Source organism: Acinetobacter halobius, from assembly GCF_044130335.1.
GTDB lineage: Bacteria > Pseudomonadota > Gammaproteobacteria > Pseudomonadales > Moraxellaceae > Acinetobacter.
Genome location: NZ_JBIQOD010000001.1, coordinates 153,826 through 179,246, shown reverse-complemented (window position 1 = coordinate 179,246; position 25,421 = coordinate 153,826). Strand labels below are relative to the sequence as shown.

The window sequence follows — 25,421 nt, the reverse complement described above, 5'->3', positions numbered from 1 at the left end:
GAATAGAATGGGGGGAGCATCAAGGTGGTGCATGGCAAGGGTATTGGGTCTGAAAGAGTATGCGTTAAGTGAGGAGATTAAAATTATTTTTATACATTTTCACGCGAGTGAATCAAAAATGTAGGAGTTTGATTTTAAACTCCTACATGAGGCTTAGGGAATGTATGAGAAACAAAGATTTTTTAAGAGTTGTGTGGATTAAAATTAACGTGCGCGACGTTCATTGTCTGCATAGTATTGATTCTTCTGTTGGTACATCAGCTGATCTGCGCGTTTCAACATATCCTCAATCCGTTCATTCTCTCTGACGGTAGCAGATCCGATAGACAGACTAATCGGTTGGCTAGAATAGAATTGATTATCGACATGAATAAGTTCATGCAAACTATGTAGGCAGTTATGTAGAGCAGCTTCATCAGCACCTGACATTAGAATCACCAATTCATCCCCACCAATACGGGATGCAGAATAAAGCGTGTTTTGTATAAGCTGATTTAAAATACTTCCTACACGACGTAATAAACCATCGCCTACATCATGTCCAAAGTTATCATTCGCTTCTTTTAGACCATTCATATCGAGAAAAATACATGATACAGGTCGGATGGGACTACGTTCTAAACGATTCACTTCTTCAGTGTAGAAAGAGCGATTGTAGAGTTTAGTTAAAACATCATGTCTGCCTAGGTATTCTAAATAGTTCTCCGCCTTTTTGCGTGCAGTTATATCGGTCAAAGCAACTTGTACCATACTCCAGTCATCTCGATAATCTGGGAATACGGTAAATTGCAGTAAAACATGGCGGATACTGCCATCAAGAGCATAATTTACGGCTTCACGCTGATGGTGAATATTGCCATTCCATAATTCAATTAACTGCTCTCTAAAGGTTTGCACCATTTCTTTAGCAAAAATTTTATGAGTATTTTTCAGCAAAGTATTCTTATCCGCAGCACCAAACAAATCTAAGGTTGCTTGGTTGACATCAATAATAATAATGTCTTGAATACACTGCATAATAAAATCATGATGCACATCTAAAAAGGTTTTAAAGTCATCTATACCTAAATGACGGACTTGGTCTAACCGCGCTTTGATACGGCTAAAATCTTCAACCCAGAGTGAGGTTGGTGAGAAATGAAAACGTGATTCGGCTAACTGTCGGTTTTTTTCTTCTAATCGACAGGCTGTTTTATATGAGGTGATGTCTTCTGTGGTGATGAGTAAACGAGATAGATCATGTTCATAGCCTGGTATAACAGTACCACGTAACTGAATATCTAATCGGGTACCTTTAATTGTGTAATTCACTGTTGTGCTGATGAATTCATTATGACCATTCCATAGACTCGATAGCTCTTGAATATGCGTTTTGGCCATGTCTTGTTTGAAAACAAGATCTAGATTCTGTTGCAGATGCTCCAGATTATCTGCTTCAAATAGTTCCAGTGTTTTGGGATTTACTTTTAAAATTTTAATTTTACGTGCACAAAGGAAAACACGAGCTTCGTCCTCTTGTAAAAACTCTTGTAGATTCTCAACACCTTGCTGTCGCCAGATTTCAAATTGCTGCTTTACTTCACTAAAATCTTCTAACCACATTGCTATTGGGGACAAATCGAAAACTGAAGAATCCAGAATCTCCATTTTTTTGCTCTTAATTATTTTTAAGTGAGCGTAGTATAGAGTCTATTTTTTCTTTTTGAAATCGTGAGGTAAATAAAAGATTTATAATTCATTTTGTGATTTAGTTGGCATTAAATTTGCTAGATTGAATTCTTGTTAAGCTATGATAGCTCCAATCAAGACTCCAATCTGCAATAAATATATTCTTGTATTTAGCGTGTCGTTTTACGTGCACGGTGTTCAGGTTTAGGCGGTGATATTTCTCGGGTGCCTTGCCATACTTCGATAAAGTCTTGTTCATTAATATTATAAAGTTCAAGCAACGCTAAAATGACACCGCCAAAGAGCATGGAACCTTCTGCATTTGATTCAAAATCAAATATTTTGCCAGACAGAACATGCAAAATATCTTCAATTTCAAAAGCACGATCACGTCCATTACTGTCCGTTGGATACATCCGAGTATTTAGAATAATTTTGGCTAAGCTTTTTTCATTATCAGTTAGAGCCAGATGCTGAACCAGCATGTCGTCATTTTGGGTACTGAAAATCACAGCATCGTTAAAAATGGTATGCAAAAACTTTTTGTTTAGACGAGGCAGTGTTCTTTCTACAAATGGGCGAAATGATGCAGGAAAGATAACGTTATGCGAAATGCCTTTAAACATGGGAGCAATTTCTTCGACTTTATAACCTGCAATACCACAGCCGATAGAGGTGAGAAAATAAGTCATTTTCGGATGATTCTTGGTATAGATTTTAAAATCATCAATATAGTGTTGAATTTGTGAGAGCGGCATTTGTTGTAAGTGTTCGTTCATGGTAGGAATGGCATAACTTTGCCCCGACCAACCACGTCCAACACCTTTCATCGCCCCAAAATGTTCGAGTGCGGTACGTGCAGCACCATCTGCATGTTGGCCTGCCATGTTACTACCAAAAACAAATACAGTCTGTTCATCTAAGTTTTTGACGATGCTTTCGTCATGATATTGGTAAGTCATAGGCTCTGATTTTTCGCTCTTCTTCACTTCATGTTGCCCTTGAAACTGAGGAGGGTCAAGTGAAAAATCTTTGTAATATTTTCAGTAAATTACATTAAAAATTTAAAAGCAAGATTTGCTCGGGATTGAATCTGTTAAAATAGTTGGTTGAAGAAGCAAATCTTGGGATATGTCTGTGAGTGAGAAACAACCTTTTGATTTAGTCACCAATTACCAACCCGCAGGTGATCAGCCGCAAGCCATTGAAAAGCTTGTTGCTGGAATAGAAAAGGGCTATCACGACCAGTTATTACTTGGAGTTACGGGTTCAGGTAAAACCTATACCATGGCCAACGTGATTGTGCGGACGCAACGTCCGACTATTGTTATGGCACATAATAAAACCTTAGCTGCACAGCTTTATGGTGAGTTCAAATCTTTCTTTCCGAACAATGCTGTCGAATATTTTGTTAGTTATTATGATTACTATCAACCCGAAGCTTATGTGCCATCTTCAGATACATTTATTGAAAAAGATTCAGCGATCAATGACCATATTGACCAAATGCGTTTATCTGCAACACGTTCTCTCTTAGAACGTCGCGATGCAATTATTGTTGCTTCAGTTTCTGCTATTTATGGTTTGGGTGACCCCAATGCCTATATGAGCATGTTGCTACATATTGTGCAGGGTGATCGTATTGCACGTGATGATATCATCCGTCGTTTGGTGGAAATGCAATATAGCCGCAATGAACTTGAGTTTTTACGTGGTACTTATCGTATCCGCGGTGAAATTATTGATATTTTCCCTGCCGAATCAGATCAACATGCAATTCGGATTGAGTTGTTTGATGACGAAGTCGATTCGATTCGTTGGTTTGACCCGCTAACAGGCAAACTGGTGCGGAAAGTTCCGCGTGTAACTATTTATCCAAAAAGCCACTATGTAACACCAAAAGATAATTTGGAACGTGCCATCGGCACGATTCGTGAAGAATTAAAAGAGCGTTTAGGTTTCTTTCGTGCCCATGACAAATTGCTTGAAGCACAGCGAATTGAGCAACGCACCCGCTATGACTTGGAAATGATGCAGCAGTTGGGCTATACCAACGGTATTGAAAACTATTCACGTCATTTATCTGGTCGGCCTGCGGGTGAAGCACCACCAACTTTGTTCGATTATGTCCCTGATGATGCCTTACTGATTATTGATGAGTCGCATGTGACTGTACCGCAAATTGGCGCGATGTATAAAGGTGACCGTTCGCGTAAAGAAAACTTGGTGAATTATGGTTTCCGTCTTCCTAGTGCTTTAGATAACCGCCCAATGCAGTTTGAAGAGTGGGAACGGATTACCCCAGCAACGATTTATGTCAGTGCAACACCAGCCAAATACGAGCTTGAAAAAGCCGAACAGGTGGCTGAACAGGTGGTTCGTCCTACAGGTCTGATTGACCCCGAAATTGAAGTGCGTCCAGTACTGACTCAAGTGGATGATGTGTTGTCTGAGATCAATATCCGTAAAGATCTCGATGAGCGTGTGTTAGTGACGACTTTAACCAAACGTATGGCAGAGGATCTAAGCTCGTATTTGAAAGAATATGGAGTGAAGGTGGCTTATCTACACTCAGATATTGACACTGTTGAGCGAGTGAAAATCATTCATGACTTACGTTCAGGTGTCTACGATGTGCTTGTCGGGATTAACTTACTACGTGAAGGCTTGGACATGCCAGAAGTCTCTTTGGTCGCTATCTTAGATGCTGATAAAGAAGGCTTTTTACGTTCTGAACGGTCTTTGATTCAAACTATTGGTCGGGCAGCCCGTAATGTAAAAGGTAAGGCTATTTTATACGCAGACCGTATCACCGACTCTATGCAAAAAGCCATTGATGAAACGGAACGTCGTCGTCAAAAGCAAATGGCGTTTAATGAACTGCATGGCATTATTCCACGTAGTACCATTCGACAAAATAAAAAGGATATTGATACAGGTGAAGTACTGACGGATGAGCAAGTTGAGAGCAATATTGCCGATCAACATCAGACATTCAGTGCAGACGAACAGCATTTATTGTCTGATCCAAAACTGCTTGCGAAACACTTAAGCAAGTTGGAAAAAGAAATGCTCAAAGCCTCTAAAGAGTTACAGTTTGAGCAAGCTGCGCGACTACGCGATGAAATTTTGCGTTTAAAATCTCAGCTTTTGGCTTAGTCTATATTTACATAACGCTACAGTAATTTGGGCAGAAAGCATTATTTTTTAAAGAGATGTTTATTTTTAGATCATAAATTCTGAAATATTAAAGGTACAGTTTATGTCTGCAAATCTTCCCAAGGCGGGTTTTACCCTTGCCAAAATTGCTGTAGGTGGTGCTGTTCTGGTGGGCTTAGGTATGGCAACCATGGCTTATGCTCAAAGTAAGCCTTTAGCCGTGGTGGATAAGATCGAATTGGATCGTTATTTGGGAGTATGGTATGAAATAGCGCGTAAGCCTATGTACTTCCAAAATAAATGTGGAACTAATGTTTCAGCGACTTATACGCTCAATGAAAATGGCAATGTCAGTGTCGATAACCGCTGTTATGCTCAAGATGGCAAGCTGATGCAGTCGATAGGTGAGGCATTTGTACAAAACCCACCTTTTAACAGTAAGTTGAAAGTGAGTTTTTTACCTGAGGCTGTGCGGTGGTTGCCTGTGGCGCGTGGGGATTATTGGATTTTAAAAATTGATGATGACTATCAAACAGTGCTTGTAGGTGAGCCACGTCGCAAATATATGTGGGTGCTTTCTCGTACACCGCAAGCAGATCCTAAAGTTATTAATGAATACTTGGAATATGCTAAGTCGGTAGGCTATGACTTAAATGATTTAATCCATACCAAACAGCTGCTAAAGTAAAATTGATAGTATTGTCTAAGCCATGCGGAAGCATGGCTTTTTTACTTCTAGGCATTATTTTAAGCCTATTAAAACTTGAATAATAAAGCTTTATTTGGATGAAAGCTTTATAATTGGTCGAATTTAAAGTTGCCCACAATGTATATGGAGTGAAGGATGTATAAAGGTGTTGCATTATCAGTTTTAGCATCCGTCACTTTTGGGGTGTTATATTTTTATACCTTTTTTCTAAAACCTTTAGATAGTGAGCAAACCTTTGCTTGGCGTATGTTTGCCACACTTCCTTTTTTAACGGCATTTATGTGGTGGAGTGGTGATTTAAAACTGATCATCGAATTATTTAAGCGTATTTTTAAACAACCATGGATGATTGCATGGTTATTATTCAGTTCGTTTTTATGTACAACCCAACTATGGCTGTTTTTATGGGGGCCGATGAATGGTCGTGGCTTACAAGTGTCACTCGGCTATTTTTTACTGCCTTTGGTCATGGTATTGGTTGGTTGCATCCTTTACAAGGAAAAGCTATCCCGCTGGCAAATGGTTGCGGTCGCTTTTGCTGTGCTTGGGGTTGGGCATGAAATTTGGCGTATTGGCAGTATGGCATGGGAAACAGTCTATGTTGCTGTGGCTTATCCTTTGTATTTCTTCTTGCGCCGTGTTTGTAAAACAGATCATTTGGGGGGCTTCTGGTGGGATCTGTGTTTAATTCTCCCTGTCGCATTTTATTTAGGATTTGTACAGAGTGATAGTTTAATGTTGATGCAGCAGTTTCCGCATCTTATTCTTGCTGTCATTGGTTTAGGTTTTCTAAGTGCGATGGGCTTGGGAAGTTATATTTTAGCAAGTCGTTATTTACCTTTTGTGATTTTTGGTTTGCTGAGTTATTTAGAACCAGTGCTGTTAGCTGGTGCATCCATTACGATGGGTGAGCGTGTTGAGGCGGGTGAGTGGTTCACCTATATTCCTATCTGGTTTGCTGTTTTGTTGCTGATTATTGAAGGTACTCTGCATTTATATAAACAACAGCAAAATAAAAAACAACTTGAGCGAAATATTGAGCATTTTGAAAAACAGCAGCATCCAGACTGATCTGATCATGTTTGATGTTGCTATTGTGCTGGAATTTGGACGATGACTAAGTCTCTTATTTGTCTATTGCTCTTTAAGAATAGTTGACTGTTTGATAAAACATCATTTGTGTAACTGTTTATTTTTTATTTAAAAAAATTAGTTTTAGATTTTTATACTGAAAAATCATTGAACTAAATTCAATCATTTCTGAAATTAATAATGAATATACGATAAAAAACATCATGCATTTACAGCTTTCGATTCAAACTTGGCACTAAATCCTTTACAATTGTTGGGTTTTGAAATTTATGCTTAGATTAAATTAATTAGAGGACGTATCTGTGAGCAAAGAGACTATCATCGCCCTACACGCAGAACACCAAGGTCGCTGGAAAAACCGTGAAGAAATCGCAGAACAAATGATCGCTTTGATCGGTCAGCTTTACCGTGAAAAAAATATTGTAGTTTCAGTGTTTGGACGTTCTTTAGTTAACCGTTCAGTAATTCAAATTTTAAAAGCACACCGTTTCACACGTATGATGGACGTTGAGCTTTCAGTTGTGCATACATTCCCCATTCTTGAAGCGCTCGCTAAAATTGAAAATATTGGTACTGCTGAAATTGATCTAGGCAAATTAGCTGTTGCTTTCAAAGAGCAAGGTGGCGATGTTGATGCATTTGTTGCAGCAGCAGTTAAGTCTGTAGAAGGTCGCCCAACTTCTGTAGAAGGCCGTGACGTTGTACTTTACGGTTTTGGTCGTATTGGTCGTATTCTTGCGCGTTTAATGATTGGTCAGTCTGGCCTTGGACGTGGCTTGAACTTAAAAGCGATTGTGGTTCGTAAGTCTTCTGATGGTGATTTAGAAAAACGTGCGTCTTTATTACGCCGTGACTCAATCCATGGTCCTTTCTCTGGTACGATTTCTGTTGATGAAGAAAACGAAGCAATTATTGCAAATGGTCAATTCATCAAAGTGATTTATGCCTCTAACCCATCTGAAGTTGACTACACTGATTATGGCATCAGCAATGCGCTTGTGATTGACAACACGGGTAAATGGCGTGATGCAGAAGGTCTTGCTCAACACCTTAAATGTCCAGGTGCTGCACGTGTAATTCTAACTGCACCTGGTAAAGGTGACATGAAGAACGTGGTATTTGGTGTGAACCAAGCAGACATTCTTGATGAAGACAAAATCATCTCAGCTGCAAGTTGTACTACAAACGCGATTACACCAACACTTAAAGTACTACATGACAAATACACAGTGTTGAATGGTCACGTTGAAACAGTTCACTCATTCACAAATGACCAGAACTTAATTGATAACTACCATAAAGCAGACCGCCGTGGTCGTGCTGCAACATTGAACATGGTAATTACTGAAACTGGTGCGGCTAAAGCAGTTGCTAAAGCACTTCCAGCACTTCAAGGTAAACTGACAGGTAACTCTGTACGTGTTCCAACACCAAATGTTTCACTTGCGATTCTAAATTTAACTTTAGATAAAGAAGTGGATCGTGATGAAGTGAACGAATACATTCGTAAAATTTCAATCAGCTCAAGCCTTCAAGGTCAGATCGGTTATACCAACTCGACTGAAGTTGTATCATCTGACTTTATCGGTTCGCGTACTGCTGGTGTATTTGATGCGCAAGCAACCATTACTTCGGGCAACCGTTTAACTGCGTATGTTTGGTACGATAACGAAGTAGGTTATAGCTGCCAAGTATTACGTATTGCAGAGCAAATGGGTGGCGTAAGCTATCCTAAAATTCCTACTGAAACAAATGCATAATTTGTAGTAGTGATCAAAAAGAGCCTCATATGAGGCTCTTTTTTTTACTTGCTGATTTATAAAGTTTGTACATATATGTCAGGATTGGCATAAGTATTGAATTTCATGGTAAGAGTTGCCAATGCTTAATTCTGACTTATTTACTTAGAATAATTGGAACGTTTTTATCGAAATAGACATTTATATATTTATCGAGTCAGGTTGGGATGACCTGTAAACAGACTGGGCTGACAAAAGGATTAGGCTTGTCAGATGAAGAATCAAAATAAAAAAAGGAATTTGACTTTGCAAGTGAAACACCTACTCAGTGGATTGGTATTTATTGTGTTAGCAACCATGTGTGGTGTACTTATCGCTATTTGGATGTTTAAACACTTTAATATCTATATTCCCTTAGAAAATCAAAAAGTCAGTATTGATCTACAAGAGCCTTTACAAGCTGAGGTCAAAATTCATGACGCTTTAGATGTGGATGTGACAGGGCGTGTGAATGCTGAAATTCCGATCCGAGAAAACCTGAATATTCCACTGACCCAAACTCTGACACCACGTGTGTATTTTGATAATCAAGTCCCGATCAAAACCAGCATTCCAGTGCGTGAAATCTTGAAAATTAATCAGAGTATGCCTGTGGATACCAAGGTGCAGGTAAAAGTCATGGGACGAGATGTAACTTTGCCTTTAAAAGGTAATATTCCTATTCAGTTGGATGTTCCAATTCATATTGATGTGCCACTGGAACAGCAAGTACACCTTAAATTTGATGCACCTGTAAAAACTGTACTGAAAGAAAATCTACATATTCCAGTAAATACAGTGGTTAAGACCAATATTCCCATACAGGGACATTTAAACGTTCCTATTAAAACGGCATTGAAAGCTTCGGTGGATGTGCAAAATACATTGCCAATTCAAATTAAGCAGGGGGAGTTGAAGATTCCACTCAACAGTTTGCAATTCTTGCGTGAAAAACCTCTATCTCAAGAACACGTGAAGCCATAGGAGGGAGTATGTGGATATTCCAGTCCGCGAAGCGGCTTGTCTTGAGTTTTGTGTGTGTTGTCATTTTGGTGGGTGCGCTGTTTTGGTTGTACCTGAATATTCAAGCCAGTATGCAAGTGTCTGCAAATGAAGCACAAATTCAACTGTCAGACTCTTTACCGACAAAAATACAAGTCGGTAATTATTTAGAAACTCAATCTGTTGGAACTTTAGATACGCAACTGAAAATTGATCAAAAAATTAATTTGCCTTTACATGGAAAATATTTGGCAAATTTGGAGTTCGAAGTAGAAGTACCTGTTTCTGTATCGGTTGATTATCAAACCGAGGTGCTTATTGATCAAAACATGCCGTTGGAGACCAATACGGATTTAATTTATCAGAATAAACTGTTGCCTAAGTTTCCACTCACTTTGGATATTCCGATTAAACTGGCTGTGCCATTTCATTTAAAGCGAGACTATCAGATTCCGATCAAAATTATGTTTAATGGCTTGGTTTATTTTGAGTTCAATGAGCAAGTACGACTGCATGTGTTGCATCAGTTTGCGCCACAGCTTAATTTGAATGATCCAATGACTATGCGAAAAATAGCAAGCTTCAATGCCACTATGTATAACACGGAGCGGAGTACGACAGCGAACTTGGAGATGAATATGACACTACCTGTGAAGAATATTCATCCATAAAGAAAATACCACCAATCATTGGTGGTGTTTTCATGTGAAAATCAAAAGGGTGGCTTAAAGTGCAGCTTTGATCGCATCTTGAATGTTCGTAGTTTTACGTCCAATCAATTGTTCTAGGTCTTGACTGTCACTATACATTGCACCTTGTATGGTTTGAATGTCTGCATCAACGATGACCTCAACTAAGCCAGCAGGTAAGCCCGCCTGAGTTAGGCCTTGAGTGTATTCTTCCGCACTTAGGTTTTGATAATTAATGGTTTTACTCGCTGCTTGACCAATCAATGTTGCAAGCTCTGAGAGGCTAAAGCTTTGTGAACCTGCTAGTTCATAGGTTTGATTATCATGGCCAGTTGACGTTAAGACTTTCGCTGCAGCTTCAGCATAATCTATGCGTGATGCCGAGCTAATGCGACCATCTTGAGCTGCTCCAAAAAGCGTCCCAATTTCAATGGTGTGAGCAACACCTGCAAGGTAGTTTTCGCTATACCAGTTATTTCTTAAGAAGGTGTAGCGTAGTCCACTATCTTGAATCAGTTTTTCAGTTTCACGGTGTTCTTGGGCTAAGCCGAGTGGGGATGTATCTGCACGTAGTAAGCTAGTATAAGCAAGATAAGGAACACCGGCCACTTTTGCAGCATCAATCACTGCCTTGTGCTGAGGTGTACGGCGACCGACTTCATTTGCAGAAATGAGTAATAATTTATCTATACCTGATAAAGCAGGGACTAAAGTTTCAGGTCGGTCATAGTCAAACTCACGTACTTCAATATTTTGTGCTGTGAGATGTGTCGCATTGGCTGGGTTTCGCACAAGCGCAACAATGTTGTTGGCCTCAGTTTGTAGTAAAAGTTTTTCTATCACAATAGAACCCAATTGGCCTGTTGCACCTGTGATTGCAATTTTCATAAGTCACCCTATATTGGTTGTTTTCTGTACTTGATGGTTTTATCTTAATCTGATAACTTACTAAATGAAAGTACGTACCAAAAAGTAAGTGATAAACCAAATGGAGAGAAATGATGCACACCTATGCAACAAGCAAACTATTAGGTCAAGTTTTATCCACTGAGTGCCCATCTCGTGACATATTGGAACATCTTACGAGCAAATGGTCAGTACTGGTGTTGCGTTGTTTGAGTGATGGTGTACACCGTTTTAGTGAATTGAGACAGCGTATAGAAGGGGTGAGTGAGAAAATGCTTTCTCAAACCCTTAAAACACTTGAGCAAGATGGTTTTATTTTACGGACAGTTTATCCTGTAGTTCCACCTAAAGTTGAGTATCAATTGACGATACTGGGCTCTCAAGCGGCCGAAAAAACCATGTATCTAATTGGATGGATTGAAAAAAGTTTGCCTGAGATCTTGGAAAATAAAGAGCGAGTCTCAGCTTTAAAATAATGGCTTAACAACAAAATAAGCAGAATAAATGGTTTGAATTAAGTGAGTTATAGGTTTCACAAAAAGTCATAGATTTGCTTGTAACGGAGTATATGCTGCTTAATTTATGTAAGTTGAGCATGGGATTAGGTTGATTGTTTTCAGGTACAAAACTGAAGAAAATCAAGAGAAAAAGAGCTAAATGCACGTTTTTAAGTGATTTGTCACTAAATTTCATGTTTCGCTCAATAATTCTATTCGAGAAATTTTGTAAAATATGGCAGAATATGCGGTTTTAAAGTATTTAGAGGATTGGCAGCATGCGCTTTGTTGATGAAGCAGTCATTACCGTAGAGGCTGGCGACGGTGGCAATGGCGTAGCCAGTTTTCGCCGTGAAAAATTCGTACCTTTTGGTGGTCCAGATGGTGGTGATGGTGGTCGTGGTGGTAGCGTATTTATCGAAGCTGATGATAATACCAGTACCCTTGTAGACTTCCGTTATACGCGCCGCTTCCGTGCGGAGCGAGCTAAAAATGGTCGTGGTGCAAACTGCGCTGGCCGTGGCGGTGAAGACACTGTATTAAAGGTTCCTGTAGGTACAACCATTGTTGACACTGACTCAGGTGATATTATTGGCGACTTGGTTGCAAGTGGTCAGCGTGTGCTTGTTGCAGCGGGTGGTGATGGTGGTTTGGGTAATACTCACTTTAAATCATCGACGAACCGTTCGCCGCGTAAGTGTACCCATGGTTTTAAAGGCGAATTCCGTGAAATTCGCTTAGAACTAAAAGTACTGGCAGATGTCGGCTTGCTGGGTATGCCAAATGCAGGTAAATCGACTTTTATTCGTGCCGTATCAGCAGCAAAACCTAAGGTTGCAGACTATCCGTTTACTACGATGATTCCAAACCTTGGTGTGGTCGATGCAGACAGTCACCGTTCATTTGTTATGGCGGATATTCCTGGCTTGATCGAAGGTGCATCAGAAGGTGCGGGTCTAGGTATTCGTTTCTTAAAGCACTTGGCGCGTACGCGTATTCTGCTTCACATTGTCGATGTTCAGCCGATTGATGGTTCTGATCCTGCATACAATGCAAAAGCGATCTTGGCGGAGTTAGAGAAATTCTCTCCGACACTTTCAAAGTTACCGATCGTTCTAGTATTAAACAAAGTTGACCAACTGGCAGACGATACGCGTGATGAATGGTGTCAGCATATCTTAGATGAAATGCAGTGGGATGGTCCTGTATTTAAAACTTCAGGTTTGATGTCTGAAGGGACAAAACCAGTTGTGTATTACCTGATGGATCAAATTGAGCAACAACGTGAACGTGAGCTTGAGGATCCTGATTATGCAGCAGAAGTGAAAGCATTCCGTGAGCAGCTTGAAGCTGAAACACGCGAACAAACGATTGCCGCTAAAGAAGCGTATCGTGAAATGCGTCGCCAACAACGTCTTGCAGGCTTGTTGGGTGATGATGAAGACGATGATGAAGATGATGGCGAAATGGAAGTGTACTACGTACGTTAAGCTCATAATGAGTAACTGAGGACAAGATGATAGAAGTGGTAGATGGGCAACGTAAGCTCGAAGCTTGTAAACGAATCGTTGTTAAAATCGGATCATCTTTACTCACAGCAAATGGGCAAGGTTTAGATATAGATGCAATTTCGCATTGGGCGAAACAAATTGCAGATCTACACAATGCAGGACATGAGATTATTCTGGTGTCATCAGGAGCTGTGGCTGAAGGTATGGTTCGTATGAAGCTAGACAGCCGACCCACCGATCTACCCAGTCTTCAGGCGTGTGCTGCCATTGGTCAGATGGGCCTGATTCATACATGGTCGAGTGTGCTTGAAAAACATCACATTCAGACTGCACAAGTGTTGTTGACCCATGATGACTTGGCAGACCGTCGTCGTTATTTGAACTCATGTGACGCTTTACAGAACTTGATTGAATGGCATGTGATCCCTGTGATCAATGAAAATGACACGGTTTCGACCGATGAAATTCGCTTTGGTGACAATGACACGCTGGCCGCGATGGTTGCAGGTCAAGTGCATGCTGATTTGTTAATTATTTTGACTGATCAGCAGGGTATGTTTGACTCAGACCCACGTTCAAACCCAGATGCGAAACTGTTCCATACCGTGCGTGCTTTAGATGAAAGCTTGTTTGATATGGCTGGCGGTGGCGGTAAGTTTGGTCGTGGCGGCATGTTGACCAAAGTCCGTGCTGCACGCTTGGCTGCGAAGTCTGGCTGTCCAACGCTGATTGCCAGTGGTGAAAGTGATAATGTGCTTGCACGTTTGATGGATGGTGAAATGCTTGGGACATTGTTTATTACTGACAATGACCGCATTACTGCTCATCAACAATGGTTAGCGGCTCACTTACAAACAGCAGGTCGTTTGGTGTTGGATGATGGTGCGGTTAAGGCCATTAAAGATAATCATCGTAGTTTACTTCCAGTTGGCGTGAAAGCTGTGGAAGGGCATTTTGAGCGCGGTGACGTGGTTGAATGTGTTGATATTCAAGGCGGTCGCGTTGCAGTCGGACGTGTCAACTTTAGTTCGCGTTCTGCGGAGTTGGTCAAGGGCTTGGCGTCAGATAAAGTTCATCAAGTCCTAGGTGAAGCACGGTCACTTGAGATGATTCATCGTAACCACATGGCAATTTACTGAATAAAACGTATGAAAAAATCCTGCTCTCGAGCGGGATTTTTTGTTTTAAAGAGAAAGTTATTTGATATAGCCTTTTTGAATCAGTGGCTTAAATAAGTAAAAGTGAATGGTGAGTGCCCATTGCATGATTTTCTCTTTATAGAGATTCCAAAGCTTTAAACCAAAGAAGTTTAAGGCAAAAGCCAATAGAAAAGCGCCGAGCATATCTAAAGGGAAGTGCACACCGAGATAGACACGTGACCATGCCACCAGCCAAGCCACGATCAAGAGAAAAACTCCCAGTTTGCGCTGCGCAGAGAATAGATAAGAAAAGGCAATACTGCTAAAAATCAGCATATGGTCACTCGGGAATGAACCATTAGGTGCATGGTAAATGAGAGTGCGTCCAACATCCATGACAAAAGGCCGTGGGTGATAATACACATGCGAAATACATTGGCTGATCAAAATGGCGATACTGGTAAAGATAAATGCCTTCAATATCTGCTTTTTAGTGTCATAGTTACCACGTAGCCAAAACCAAGCAAATAGTAAAATCATACAATAGAGCAGGTCATTGGCAATGAAAATAGCAAAATGAATATTGGTATTGATAGCTTCGGGAGATGCATTAATCCATGAAAAAAGCGATAAATTAAGTTCAGAGAGGGTCATGAAGTAGGGTGATATTTATAAAGTGCGAAAATGTGTCACAATTTTGTCATATTGTTAAAATAAAAAAGACCACAAAAATGTAGTCTTTTTTATCTGCTGCATGGACTTGAGTGAATTGGCTGTCAGCTTTAAAAGTAAAATCACGTTGCGCACTGAATTTAAAAGCTAAGTTTAATGTCGCTTTTCAAATTGAATGAGCGCTATTTCTTTATTTAAATTGAACAGTACCATTTGTATTTACGGTGATTTTAGACTCGCCACCTGCCACATCTTGCATTGGTGCTGCATCAGCCATTGCAAATTTTGCACTTTCAGCACGCATCATCACTGGACGAGGGTAATAGTTACTGGTGTTAATGTTCAAGTTCACTAAGTTATAACCTGATTTGTTCCATGCTTGTGCTAAAGATTGCGCACGTTGTTGGAAGTTTTTCGATGCTTCAATAATCAGCTCATTTTCGACTTTTTTACGTTGTGCATCAGATACACTAAAACCAATAGATTGGGTTTGGAAGTTCTGTTGTAACTCACCAATCAACTGACTTGCTGCCTTAAAGTCTGTGCTTTCTAAATTAATTTCTGCACGACCACGCCATTCTTTTAGCTTTTGGTTGTCATCATTATAAATTGGGTAAGTGCTTTGAGAGCCTGTTTCGACTTTTACACTTGGGTATTTGCGTGCTAAAGCAGTGGCTTGATTCATCAACTGTGTAATTTGAGTAGCCAGTTCAGCAGGTTGCTTATTGCTACGTTCAATGTACAACGTTGCATTCATGAGATCATTGGAAACTTGGCGTGTTGCTTCGGCCTGAACGTTGACAATATTGTAGTTTAATTGGTTATCTGACTGTGCAAAAACTGCGGAGCTAAATAAAGTGCTAAGTGCGATGGCTGGGATGAAGAATTGACGCATTTTTATTCCTTTTTTATTTACGAGGAGTTTTGCAACATTTATAAAAAGCTTAAAGCCAATTTGTGGTGAATTTGCGAAAATATTGTGGTTCGATTGTAAAAATGAGTACACATTATTTTTCAATAAAGTCTAGATATATTTAATTTTTTCAATCGCTTAATTTTCATCTAAGCTGAACTTTATTTTATTTTTTGGCAAAGTTTAAAAATAAATAAAATCATCAGGTTTTCTTTACGTTGTCACACTGTAAGATGATAATTTAAGCTATGGTTTGGGACGATCTATTTTTTTAGTAAATTTATGACAGATAATATCCAAAAGCTGTTTATTTTATTGAAAATTTCTGTATCATCCGCCTCCTAGTTATGAAGTATCTGAACACTATCTAACTAGATTTTATAAAGCGCCGAGTCAAAGGACCAAAAGTCACCCGACTTATTTCTTTCAACCCATATCAGAGATGGTAATTCGATATGAGCGTTTCTTCTGTAAACCCTGCCACTAATTCTACTAACGAATACTATTTGACTCGCCAAAGTCAGATGGAATCCAATGTTCGTAGCTATCCACGGAAATTACCGTTAGCGATAGCCAAAGCATTAGGCTGCTGGGTTACTGATGTTGAAGGTACAGAGTACCTCGATTGTTTAGCTGGGGCAGGAACATTGGCTTTGGGCCATAATCATCCTGCGGTAATTCAAAGTATCCAAGATACGCTTGCAAGCGGTCTACCATTACATACTTTGGATTTAACGACACCTTTAAAAGATGCGTTTACTGAAGCATTACTTGAGCAATTACCTGGTGGTAAAGAAGAGTATTGTTTACAGTTCTGTGGTCCATCTGGTGCAGATGGCACGGAAGCAGCAATTAAATTAGCAAAGACTTATACGGGTCGTAGTACAGTGATTAGCTTCTCTGGTGGCTACCATGGTATGACACATGGTTCGCTTGCTATGACAGGTAATTTGTCTGCTAAAAATGCTGTAAATGGTTTGATGCCAGGTGTTCAATTTATGCCGTATCCGCATGAATACCGTTGCCCACTTGGTTTAGGTGGTGAAGCGGGTGTGGATGCTTTAACGTATTTCTTTGAAAATTTCATCGAAGACGTTGAAAGTGGTGTAACCAAACCAGCTGCTGTGATTCTTGAAGCAATTCAAGGTGAAGGTGGTGTGGTAACAGCGCCAACTAAATGGTTGAAAAAAATCCGCGAAGTGACTGAAAAACACAATATCGTGTTGATTCTTGACGAAGTTCAAGCAGGCTTTGCACGTTCAGGCAAGATGTTCGCATTCGAACACGCAGGTATTGAACCTGACGTTGTTGTCATGTCTAAAGCTGTAGGTGGTAGCTTACCGCTTGCTGTACTGGGCATTAAGCGTAAGTTCGACGCATGGCAACCAGCAGGTCACACGGGTACTTTCCGTGGTAACCAATTGGCGATGGGTACTGGTCTTGCAACCATCAAAACCATCAAAGAACAAAACCTTGCGCAGAATGCACAAGAACGTGGTGATTTCTTACAAGCTGAATTTAAAAAGCTGGCTCAAGAGTTCCCATGTATCGGTAACGTGCGTGGCCGTGGTTTGATGATTGGTGTTGAAATTGTTGATGAGCGTAAACCAGCGGATCATATGGGGTCTTTACCTGCAGATGGTCAACTGGCAGCAGCGATTCAAGCGGCATGCTTTAACAACAAGTTATTGTTAGAAAAAGGCGGTCGTAACGGTACAGTGATTCGTTTACTTTGCCCACTTATTATCACTCAAGCTGAATGTGAAGAAGTAATTGTTCGCTTTAAGAAAGCAATTGCTGAAGCACTTGTTGCAACTCGAGGCGCGTAATCATGGTTGATTTTGCAGAACACCGTAAGGCGTTACTCTGCAATGATGCTGCATCTATTGCTGACTACTCGTCAGCGATGGATCAAGCGACTAAAGCAGTTGCAGCATGGTTGCAAAACGACAAGATGTACACAGGCGGTAGCATCAAAGAGCTTCGCAGTGCGATTGCATTTAATCCTTCTAAAGAGGGTTTGGGTGTACAAAAGTCACTTGAACGTATGGTTGAGCTTTTCTTAAATAAAAGCTTAAAAGTCCATCACCCACACTCGCTTGCACATTTGCACTGTCCGACCATGGTCACCAGTCAAATTGCTGAAGTGCTGATTAATGCAACCAACCAATCAATGGACTCATGGGATCAAAGCCCTGCTGGTTCTTTGATGGAAGTACAGTTGATTGATTGGCTTCGTCAAAAAGTAGGTTATGGCGCAGGTCAAGCAGGCGTATTCACTTCTGGTGGCACACAGTCAAACTTGATGGGTGTACTGCTTGCACGTGATGCATGTATCGCGAAAAACTGGAAAGACGAAAACGGTAATCCGTGGTCTGTACAGCGTGATGGTGTGCCAGGCGATGCGATGCGTAACGTCAAAGTTATTTGTTCTGAAAATGCACACTTTTCTGTGCAAAAGAACATGGCGATGATGGGCATGGGTTTCCAATCTGTTGTGACCGTTCCTGTGAACGAAAACGCGCAGATGGATGTGGATGCACTTGAAAAAACCATGGCGCACCTTCAAGCTGAAGGTAAAATCGTGGCATGTGTGGTTGCAACTGCGGGTACAACCGATGCAGGTGCGATTGATCCACTCAAGAAAATTCGTGAAATCACCAACAAATATGGTGCGTGGATGCATATCGACGCAGCATGGGGTGGTGCTTTAATCTTATCGAACAATCACCGTGATATGTTGGATGGGATCGAGCTTTCTGACTCCATTACGCTGGATTTCCATAAGCATTACTTCCAAACCATCTCTTGTGGTGCGTTCTTGTTAAAAGATGAAGCGAACTATCGTTTCATGCACTACGAAGCTGAGTATTTAAACTCTGCTTATGACGAAGAGCATGGCGTGCCAAACTTGGTGTCTAAGTCACTTCAAACAACCCGTCGTTTTGATGCGTTGAAACTTTGGATGACTGTTGAAGCACTAGGTGAAGAGCTTTATGGTTCTATGATTGACCACGGTGTAACACTGACCCGTGACGTTGCTGATTATATCAATGCAACTGCGGGTTTAGAGATGTTGGTTGATCCACAATTTGCATCTGTATTGTTCCGTGTGGTTCCAGCAGACTACCCAGTAGAATTGCTTGATACCTTAAACCAAAACGTTGCAGATGAATTGTTTGCAAGTGGTGAAGCGAATATTGGCGTTACTAAAGTAGGTCAAAATCAATCATTGAAAATGACGACTTTAAGCCCAGTTGCGACTTTAGATAACGTGAAGAACCTGCTTGGCCTTGTGCTTGCAGAAGCGGATCGTATCAAAGGTCCAATCGCAGATGGAACCTATATACCTGCAATTGCTTAAACGATTGTTTGTGTAAAAAAGGGAGCTCTCATGAGCTCCCTTTTTTACGGCATAATTTCTTTGAAAATACTATTTTAAGAAAAGATATGAATAAAAATGAATATATATTCGACTATTGGCTAAATATTGTGTAACCAATGGTGCAAGATTTCTTTGAATATAAGCATGATCTGCGAAAAGGTAGAATTGCTGCTATTGTTTTAGATCATATGCGAGATTATTGGGCAATTTATCTAAATAAAAATACGGAATGGTCTATTACAGAAAAATTGTTGAAAGAAGAAATTTATAGTATTTGTTCAGAAGTAGCATTGATCCGCGATGTTTGTAATGCAACTAAGCATGGAATACTGAGAGAATCTAAAAGCGATACAAATATTCCAAAAAGTATTCATTCTACAGAGCAAATAAAAGCAGAGCAAAATGAGGGCCTATTTGTTGATGGATTTGATGGCATGTTTACAGAGTCGAATTTTGTTTTTATCCAGTTTGAACAAGAAATTGAAATAAATGGCGAATATGTGGGGTGTCGATTTCTACATGAAGCTATTTCTGAAGTTATGCGCTTTTGGGAAGAGGAATTAGATTGTAAAAGTCGTGTTTGCGTTTCTAGCGATCAAAAGTAGCAACATCCTATGTAGGCAGCATTGGAGGAATGTCCTATCCCCCAATGCTACCTAATAGCATGTATACAGCAAGTCAGCTAAGTTAACTCAGTCTAAGATTGAGGCATGTATTGATCACTTTTAAGCTGCAAATAATGGGCTAAATCCTTTTTTTCTGAGTAATTTTCGATACATGCTGGAACTGCGATCCGCAGGAAAATGGGCTTCAATACTCAGGTCTAATGGCAAGTATTCAGGTTTTTGGTTTTCAACAATTAGGCGGTCCTCTTCAAAGATTTTTAAGTTAAAAGCATAAGCATCTTCTACAGGTAGGTCTTTGTCATAATCACGGCAAATAGGTGCGAAAAGGCGTGTTTGGCGTGCAGACATGGGTGAAGCTGCGTTCATGATCACTTGTCGTGTCCCGTGTGGAAAATGAATGGTTAAAGTGGCTGTAAAGGGGAGATGAACCTCAAAATGCCTGAGCCACTGGAAGCCTGCTTCGCCACGTTGCACTTCTCCAATTGGATAGCGTCCTACACTGCTTATATAGTCGGCACTAAAACCATTCGCAGTTTCAGTGGTTTTATAATCAGGCACTTCAGCATCGTCTGGGTCACCAAACGTATCGGGATGTACCCATGCAAAATGCGCTACATCGATAAAGCCTTCCAGTTGACGACCTGCGAAGCATTGGATGTCTACAGGTGGACATACCAGTTGTTGAAACTCCATTTCATCCCAATGGGGCATGTCAGGAATATGGGGTATGCTGCCTATTTCTGCTTTGAGAGAGCACCACAGTAAGCCATAACGCTCTACATGCGCATAGGTTTTGAGGTTAAAGCGCTCCGATATCTTGTGTTCGGGATGGGCAGGGATGCGATTGCATTTACCCTCATGTCCAAAGCGTAAGCCATGATAGCGGCAGACGACACCTTGTCCGTCATTCTTGCCCAAACTCAAAGGGACGCCACGATGGGGGCAGGCATCCTTTGCCACAATGATTTCATCTCCCATTTTATACATGACCAATGGCATGTCTAAAAGCAGAGTTGAAGTTGGTTGTTCTGTTAAGTCACTCACTAAAGCAATGGGATACCAGTATTCAGCCAAAATGTGCCAGTCCTGTTCCTCAAATGTCAGGTGAATAGGAAGATCTGGGTCAAAAGTACGGATTGTTTTGCTATTCATATTCATTTCTTTGCGCTGTCTTTTACAAAATATAGGACAAAGAACTGTTCTCTGAAATTTCAATTATTCGGACAAGTTTTTCTAAAAAATAGAAAGACCTGCGGTGAAGAAATAAAATACGATGTGACTGTTAATGGTAGGGCTGTCATTTTGTCCGTCATAAATAAGATATGTGAGGGAGAAAAGAACATAAATGATGGTCTATTTTTTCAATATGGCTAAAATTTTTGTCATTTATCTGCGGTTAATTTCTGTGCTCTATGAGGGTGAATTGCTGTAGGTTTATCATTCTAGCAATAGGAGTAAAGTCTAAAATATAGAAAATTAAAAATGTACTGTATTTTTATTAATTATTGATTTTAAATATTTTTATGGATAGTTGTGGCAATGTTTCGACGCAGAATATCATTAATAATCCGTATTTCCCAAGCCGTTTAAAGCAAGTAAAAGGTGAACAAAGTGTAACGAATCATGGACAAATAAAACTAAACATCATGAAAGTGTCACAATGCTGTAACTTGCTTGTCATATTCTGAAATCAAAATGCAGTTATCCAAAAAAGTACAAGACTGAATAAAAAAGTGGCGTACTCCAAAATGTTTAATATGTGAGATAACAAATATGCGCTTAAACCATATCGCACTTGCAGTAGTTGTTTCTGGGGCAGCTGTAGCAACCACGGCAAATGCAGCTCGTGACACAATACAAATTGCTGGTTCTTCAACAGTTTTACCATATGCAAGTATTGTTGCTGAAGAGTTTGGTAATACTTTCCCACAATTTAAAGCACCAGTGGTAGGTTCAGGTGGTACTTCAGGCGGCTTAAAGCAATTCTGTAACGGTGTGGGTGATAATACAATTGATATTGCAAACGCATCTCGTAAAATTAAAGATACAGAGTTGGCTGCTTGTAAGAAAGCAGGCGTAAACCAAATTCTAGAAATCAAAGTTGGTTACGACGGTATTGTGTTTGCATCGAATGCAAACAAAGCAGCTTATAAATTACGTCCACAGCACGTATATGCAGCTTTAGCGGCTCAATTGCCATCTAACGGTAAAATGGTAGCAAACCCATATACACGTTGGAATCAAATTGACAAAAGCCTTCCAAATGAAGCCATCACTTTAGTGATTCCTGCTTCAAACCACGGTACACGTGAAGTATTCCAAGAAAAAATGGTTGATGCAGGTTGCGAAACTTACGCAGCAATCAAAGCAATGGATAAAGATGCACAAAAGAAAGCGTGTTCAACTTTCCGTAAAGATGGCAAAGTGATCGAAATTGCGGGCGACTACACTGAAACGCTTGCACGTTTAAAAACATCTCCAAATGCTGTAGGTGTGTTTGGTCTTGGTTTCTATGACCAAAACCGCGACAAGTTACGTGTAGCGACAGTAAATAATGTTGCGCCATCTGAAAAAACAATCTTGAACGGTTCATACCCAGTTTCTCGCCCACTCTTCTTCTACGTGAAAGGTGAGCACTTAAAATCAATCAAAGGCTTGAAAGAATATACTGAATACTTCATCAGCAAAAAAGTTTCAGGAAAAGGTTCAAAGCTTGAGCGTGCTGGTTTGATTCCAATGTCAGACAAAGAACGTGCAGCAGTGCTTGCGAACTTTAAAGCAGGCAAAGCCGTTAAGTAATTAGCATAGAAACAGTCAACGGTAGGCAAGTCCTACCTTTGGCTTTTTTTACTAGGATCAAGTTTTTTCAAATAATGAAAATTGAAAGAACCGTGGAGAATACATGAATCTGCTACTAATAGGTGTGTTATTGGCACTGATTGCCATAGCCTACCAAATTGGCTTAAGCAAGAGCCGTAACTTAGCAGGTAAGGGAAATAATTCTGCAAAATTACACTCGCGTCCGGGTTATTACGGTGCGTTGGTGGCTTTGTGGTGTGGTATCCCTGCTTTTTTAATTTTGATTGTTTGGAATATTGTTGAACCAAACATTTTGAATCATGTGGTGTTAAACCATGTGCCAGCACAAGTTGCTGCAACCTTAGATGCAGCAAGTACAGATGTGTTGATCAATCGTGTAGAAGCGATTGCATCAGGTTTCGGTGTAACCGATACACCAGCAGCGTATGAACTTGCTGCTGCTGAGCAACTGGCTAAGTTTCAAAGTATTGGTACATTTGCAAAAATCGCCGTGGTGATTTGTGCTGCATTAGCCGGTCTAGTGGTTGCAAAAAAACGTATTGGAACCCAATTCCGTGCACGTAACCAAGTTGAAAAGACCATCAATATTGCACTTGCACTGTGTTCGGGTGTTGCGATCCTAACGACCATCGGTATTGTCATGTCGATGTTTAGTGAAGCAATGCGATTCTTCCACTTTGTGAGTCCACTTGACTTCTTCTTCGGTACAGAATGGAACCCAGGTTTTAGTACATCTGGTAATGCAGAAGGAAGCTACGGTTTGTTGCCATTACTTTGGGGCACGCTCATGGTGAGTGGTGTTGCTCTTCTGGTTGCAGTTCCTGTAGGTCTGATGATTGCTATCTACTTGGCCGAATATGCATCGCCAAGTTTCCGTGCTTGGGCAAAACCAACCATTGAAGTTCTCGCAGGGATTCCAACCATTGTTTATGGTGTTTTTGCACTGATGATTATTGGTCCATTCTTTAAAATGGTCGGTGAATCGGTTGGATTGCAGATCAATGCGACCAGTGCACTTACTGCAGGCTTCGTGATGGGAATCATGATCATTCCTTTTGTTTCATCACTTTCAGATGACATTATCACTCAGGTTCCGCGTGCACTGCGAGATGGTTCATTGGGGTTGGGTGCGACAAAGTCTGAGACGATCCGTCAGGTCGTTTTACCTGCAGCGCTTCCCGGTATTATTGGTGCGTTCTTGCTTGCAGCATCACGTGCAATTGGTGAGACCATGATTGTGGTGCTAGCGGCAGGAAACAGTCCTTTATTGCATGCGAACCCACTTGAAGCGATTTCAACGGTAACGATTACCATCGTAAACCAATTAACAGGCGATACAGACTTTGCAAGTCCGCAAGCATTGGTGGCTTTTGCATTGGGTCTGACCCTCTTTGTAATTACGCTTGGTTTGAACATTGTTGCACTGTACATCGTGCGTAAATATCGTGAGCAATACGACTAATGACGACTTCTAATAGCACAGCAGATCAAGTTTTTGATCCACAACTTGCGGCAGAATTACGAGAAAAGCGTAAGCAAACGATCAGTAATTCTTTGGCTAAACGTCACCGTAAAGAAAAGACATTTCGCATCTTAGGCTTCTCTGCAGTTATTGCAGGCCTACTTTTTGTTGCACTTCTTTTTGGTAGTATTTTGTCTAAAGGTCTACCTGCTTTTTGGCAAAGTAGTATGAACCTACCTGTGTACTTTGATCCTGCTATTATTACCACTGGGGCAAAACCAGTGCAGCGTGCAGGTGAATCTCCAGCGCAGTTTGAAGAGCGTTTTATTGCTTGGCAGACTGAAGTGGGGATGGTGGATTGGGATGCGCTCATTGTGAATGCGATGATTGCAAAAGATCCAGCACTTGCAAGCAAGCGTGATGATTTAGCATCTATCTATACCAGTTCGGAAGCATATCGCTTACGAGATATGGTGATGAAGGATCCAACACTCATTGGTAAAAAAGAGGATATTAAAATCCTTGCCGATGCCAATGTGGATGTGTGGCTCGCAGGGAACATTGACCGTGCTTTACCAGATGAGCAACAACAGCTGAGCCCAGAAGTACGTCAAATTGCAGACCAAATGAAAGCTTCAGGTGTGATGGAAAATACCTTTAATACCAACATCTTTGTTAGTCCAGATTCACGTAGTTCTCCTGCAACTTCAGGTTTAGCGGGGGCATTCATGGGATCATTGTTCATGATGTTAATCGTGATCATTATTTCGATTCCAATTGGTGTGGCATCAGCGATTTATCTTGAAGAATTTGCGCCAAAGAACTGGATCACTGACGTCATTGAAGTCAACATTAACAACCTTGCGGCTGTACCATCTATTGTCTTTGGTTTACTGGGTGCTGCGATCTTTATTGGCTGGATGCATTTACCGCTTTCTGCACCCTTGGTCGGTGGTTTGGTACTGAGCTTAATGACTTTACCAACGGTGATTATTACAACGCGTGCATCGTTAAAGGCGGTACCACCTTCAATTCGCCAAGCAGCGCTAGGTTTAGGTGCGTCACGTGTACAAACCGTATTCCATCATGTGTTACCACTTGCACTACCGGGGATTTTAACTGGTGCAATCATTGGTGTTGCACAAGCATTAGGTGAGACTGCACCATTATTGTTAATTGGGATGAGCGCATTCGTTGCAAGTGTACCTGCAACACCGTTTGACCAATCGAGTGCTTTACCTGTACAGATCTTCTTATGGCAGGGGAATGAATTACGAAACTTCTTTGAAGGTCGTACTGCCGCAGCAATTATTGTCCTCCTTGCAATGATGATTGGACTCAACAGTATTGCAATTTGGTTACGTAAGAAATTTGAAGTCCGTTGGTAAGTGAG

General features: G+C 40.7%; 21 protein-coding genes. 15 read left to right on the top strand and 6 right to left on the bottom strand.

The features are described 5' to 3' along the window. Window positions 1–204: 204 nt before the first annotated feature. On the bottom strand, window positions 205–1,647 hold the full coding sequence (locus ACE01U_RS00830) for a sensor domain-containing diguanylate cyclase (RefSeq protein ID WP_086210863.1): 1,443 nt from the start codon (window positions 1,645–1,647) through the stop codon (window positions 205–207). 191 nt (window positions 1,648–1,838) lie between these two features. Beyond that, window positions 1,839–2,630 carry an A1S_2505 family phage non-structural protein gene (locus ACE01U_RS00825; protein WP_110975889.1) on the bottom strand — a complete coding sequence of 264 codons (792 nt, stop codon included), beginning with the start codon at window positions 2,628–2,630 and terminating at the stop codon, window positions 1,839–1,841. 175 nt (window positions 2,631–2,805) lie between these two features. Between ACE01U_RS00825 and uvrB the strand changes: the two genes are divergently transcribed. From uvrB to ACE01U_RS00795, 6 genes are all read left to right on the top strand, one after another. After that, on the top strand, window positions 2,806–4,827 hold the full coding sequence (gene uvrB, locus ACE01U_RS00820; protein ID WP_395553052.1) for an excinuclease ABC subunit UvrB: 2,022 nt from the start codon (window positions 2,806–2,808) through the stop codon (window positions 4,825–4,827). Between the two features lie 103 nt (window positions 4,828–4,930). Further along, entirely contained in the window at window positions 4,931–5,515 is a 585-nt protein-coding gene (locus ACE01U_RS00815) for a lipocalin family protein (protein ID WP_110975890.1), read from the top strand. A gap of 156 nt (window positions 5,516–5,671) precedes the next feature. Beyond that, the gene (rarD, locus tag ACE01U_RS00810) at window positions 5,672–6,607 is read left to right on the top strand and encodes an EamA family transporter RarD (RefSeq protein WP_086210866.1); all 936 of its coding nucleotides are present in this window, start codon (window positions 5,672–5,674) and stop codon (window positions 6,605–6,607) included. A gap of 323 nt (window positions 6,608–6,930) precedes the next feature. Further along, the gene (locus ACE01U_RS00805; RefSeq protein ID WP_086210867.1) at window positions 6,931–8,388 is read left to right on the top strand and encodes a glyceraldehyde-3-phosphate dehydrogenase; all 1,458 of its coding nucleotides are present in this window, start codon (window positions 6,931–6,933) and stop codon (window positions 8,386–8,388) included. Between the two features lie 252 nt (window positions 8,389–8,640). Then, the gene (locus ACE01U_RS00800) at window positions 8,641–9,390 is read left to right on the top strand and encodes an MFS transporter (RefSeq protein WP_395553051.1); all 750 of its coding nucleotides are present in this window, start codon (window positions 8,641–8,643) and stop codon (window positions 9,388–9,390) included. Between the two features lie 8 nt (window positions 9,391–9,398). Continuing rightward, window positions 9,399–10,079 carry a hypothetical protein gene (locus tag ACE01U_RS00795; RefSeq protein ID WP_395553050.1) on the top strand — a complete coding sequence of 227 codons (681 nt, stop codon included), beginning with the start codon at window positions 9,399–9,401 and terminating at the stop codon, window positions 10,077–10,079. A gap of 54 nt (window positions 10,080–10,133) precedes the next feature. On the opposite strand, the gene ACE01U_RS00790 is transcribed toward ACE01U_RS00795, so the two are convergent. Beyond that, complete coding sequence (locus ACE01U_RS00790; RefSeq protein ID WP_395553049.1) at window positions 10,134–10,985, bottom strand: SDR family oxidoreductase; 852 nt, start codon at window positions 10,983–10,985, stop codon at window positions 10,134–10,136. Between the two features lie 113 nt (window positions 10,986–11,098). On the opposite strand from ACE01U_RS00790, the gene ACE01U_RS00785 reads away from it, so the two are divergent. The 3 genes from ACE01U_RS00785 (at window position 11,099) to proB (ending at window position 14,150) form a co-directional block, all read left to right on the top strand. Then, on the top strand, window positions 11,099–11,479 hold the full coding sequence (locus ACE01U_RS00785; RefSeq protein ID WP_004693624.1) for a winged helix-turn-helix transcriptional regulator: 381 nt from the start codon (window positions 11,099–11,101) through the stop codon (window positions 11,477–11,479). Window positions 11,480–11,778: 299 nt separating this feature from the next. Continuing rightward, window positions 11,779–12,990, top strand: a complete 1,212-nt coding sequence (gene cgtA / locus ACE01U_RS00780; protein WP_395553048.1) for an Obg family GTPase CgtA — start codon at window positions 11,779–11,781, stop codon at window positions 12,988–12,990. Between the two features lie 26 nt (window positions 12,991–13,016). Further along, window positions 13,017–14,150 carry a glutamate 5-kinase gene (gene proB / locus ACE01U_RS00775; protein ID WP_005399671.1) on the top strand — a complete coding sequence of 378 codons (1,134 nt, stop codon included), beginning with the start codon at window positions 13,017–13,019 and terminating at the stop codon, window positions 14,148–14,150. Between the two features lie 57 nt (window positions 14,151–14,207). Here the strand turns inward: proB and ACE01U_RS00770 are convergent, their stop codons facing one another. Both ACE01U_RS00770 and ACE01U_RS00765 read right to left on the bottom strand, forming a co-directional pair. Beyond that, entirely contained in the window at window positions 14,208–14,804 is a 597-nt protein-coding gene (locus ACE01U_RS00770; protein WP_395553047.1) for a phosphatase PAP2 family protein, read from the bottom strand. Window positions 14,805–15,012: 208 nt separating this feature from the next. After that, the gene (locus ACE01U_RS00765) at window positions 15,013–15,717 is read right to left on the bottom strand and encodes an SIMPL domain-containing protein (RefSeq protein ID WP_086209585.1); all 705 of its coding nucleotides are present in this window, start codon (window positions 15,715–15,717) and stop codon (window positions 15,013–15,015) included. Between the two features lie 473 nt (window positions 15,718–16,190). On the opposite strand from ACE01U_RS00765, the gene ACE01U_RS00760 reads away from it, so the two are divergent. The 3 genes from ACE01U_RS00760 (at window position 16,191) to ACE01U_RS00750 (ending at window position 19,725) form a co-directional block, all read left to right on the top strand. Next, entirely contained in the window at window positions 16,191–17,564 is a 1,374-nt protein-coding gene (locus ACE01U_RS00760) for a diaminobutyrate--2-oxoglutarate transaminase (protein ID WP_086209584.1), read from the top strand. A gap of 2 nt (window positions 17,565–17,566) precedes the next feature. Beyond that, window positions 17,567–19,099, top strand: a complete 1,533-nt coding sequence (locus tag ACE01U_RS00755; protein ID WP_395553046.1) for a pyridoxal phosphate-dependent decarboxylase family protein — start codon at window positions 17,567–17,569, stop codon at window positions 19,097–19,099. A 137-nt stretch (window positions 19,100–19,236) separates the two neighbouring features. Beyond that, window positions 19,237–19,725: a hypothetical protein gene (locus tag ACE01U_RS00750; protein WP_395553045.1), complete on the top strand. Its 489-nt coding sequence runs from the start codon at window positions 19,237–19,239 to the stop codon at window positions 19,723–19,725. A gap of 120 nt (window positions 19,726–19,845) precedes the next feature. On the opposite strand, the gene ACE01U_RS00745 is transcribed toward ACE01U_RS00750, so the two are convergent. After that, a complete protein-coding gene (locus tag ACE01U_RS00745; protein ID WP_110974733.1) occupies window positions 19,846–20,898 on the bottom strand; it encodes a Rieske 2Fe-2S domain-containing protein in 1,053 nt (350 codons plus the stop codon). Window positions 20,899–21,519: 621 nt separating this feature from the next. Between ACE01U_RS00745 and ACE01U_RS00740 the strand changes: the two genes are divergently transcribed. The 3 genes from ACE01U_RS00740 (at window position 21,520) to pstA (ending at window position 25,416) form a co-directional block, all read left to right on the top strand. Next, window positions 21,520–22,545: a substrate-binding domain-containing protein gene (locus ACE01U_RS00740; RefSeq protein WP_086209581.1), complete on the top strand. Its 1,026-nt coding sequence runs from the start codon at window positions 21,520–21,522 to the stop codon at window positions 22,543–22,545. A gap of 103 nt (window positions 22,546–22,648) precedes the next feature. Continuing rightward, entirely contained in the window at window positions 22,649–24,028 is a 1,380-nt protein-coding gene (pstC, locus tag ACE01U_RS00735) for a phosphate ABC transporter permease subunit PstC (protein WP_086209580.1), read from the top strand. Further along, window positions 24,028–25,416, top strand: coding sequence for a phosphate ABC transporter permease PstA (gene pstA / locus ACE01U_RS00730; RefSeq protein WP_086209579.1), 1,389 nt, complete (start codon window positions 24,028–24,030; stop codon window positions 25,414–25,416). The genes pstC and pstA overlap by 1 nt, the downstream gene beginning before the upstream one ends. Window positions 25,417–25,421: the final 5 nt, after the last annotated feature.

Coding starts and splice junctions, on each gene's coding strand:
- ACE01U_RS00830 (WP_086210863.1), bottom strand. CDS start 1,647: ATGGAGATTCTGGATTCTTCAGTTTTCGATTTGTCCCCAATAGCAATG.
- ACE01U_RS00825 (WP_110975889.1), bottom strand. CDS start 2,630: ATGACTTACCAATATCATGACGAAAGCATCGTCAAAAACTTAGATGAA.
- ACE01U_RS00815 (WP_110975890.1), top strand. CDS start 4,931: ATGTCTGCAAATCTTCCCAAGGCGGGTTTTACCCTTGCCAAAATTGCT.
- rarD (WP_086210866.1), top strand. CDS start 5,672: ATGTATAAAGGTGTTGCATTATCAGTTTTAGCATCCGTCACTTTTGGG.
- ACE01U_RS00800 (WP_395553051.1), top strand. CDS start 8,641: ATGAAGAATCAAAATAAAAAAAGGAATTTGACTTTGCAAGTGAAACAC.
- ACE01U_RS00795 (WP_395553050.1), top strand. CDS start 9,399: ATGTGGATATTCCAGTCCGCGAAGCGGCTTGTCTTGAGTTTTGTGTGT.
- ACE01U_RS00790 (WP_395553049.1), bottom strand. CDS start 10,985: ATGAAAATTGCAATCACAGGTGCAACAGGCCAATTGGGTTCTATTGTG.
- ACE01U_RS00785 (WP_004693624.1), top strand. CDS start 11,099: ATGCACACCTATGCAACAAGCAAACTATTAGGTCAAGTTTTATCCACT.
- cgtA (WP_395553048.1), top strand. CDS start 11,779: ATGCGCTTTGTTGATGAAGCAGTCATTACCGTAGAGGCTGGCGACGGT.
- proB (WP_005399671.1), top strand. CDS start 13,017: ATGATAGAAGTGGTAGATGGGCAACGTAAGCTCGAAGCTTGTAAACGA.
- ACE01U_RS00770 (WP_395553047.1), bottom strand. CDS start 14,804: ATGACCCTCTCTGAACTTAATTTATCGCTTTTTTCATGGATTAATGCA.
- ACE01U_RS00765 (WP_086209585.1), bottom strand. CDS start 15,717: ATGCGTCAATTCTTCATCCCAGCCATCGCACTTAGCACTTTATTTAGC.
- ACE01U_RS00760 (WP_086209584.1), top strand. CDS start 16,191: ATGAGCGTTTCTTCTGTAAACCCTGCCACTAATTCTACTAACGAATAC.
- ACE01U_RS00755 (WP_395553046.1), top strand. CDS start 17,567: ATGGTTGATTTTGCAGAACACCGTAAGGCGTTACTCTGCAATGATGCT.
- ACE01U_RS00750 (WP_395553045.1), top strand. CDS start 19,237: ATGGTGCAAGATTTCTTTGAATATAAGCATGATCTGCGAAAAGGTAGA.
- ACE01U_RS00745 (WP_110974733.1), bottom strand. CDS start 20,898: ATGAATAGCAAAACAATCCGTACTTTTGACCCAGATCTTCCTATTCAC.
- ACE01U_RS00740 (WP_086209581.1), top strand. CDS start 21,520: ATGCGCTTAAACCATATCGCACTTGCAGTAGTTGTTTCTGGGGCAGCT.
- pstC (WP_086209580.1), top strand. CDS start 22,649: ATGAATCTGCTACTAATAGGTGTGTTATTGGCACTGATTGCCATAGCC.
- pstA (WP_086209579.1), top strand. CDS start 24,028: ATGACGACTTCTAATAGCACAGCAGATCAAGTTTTTGATCCACAACTT.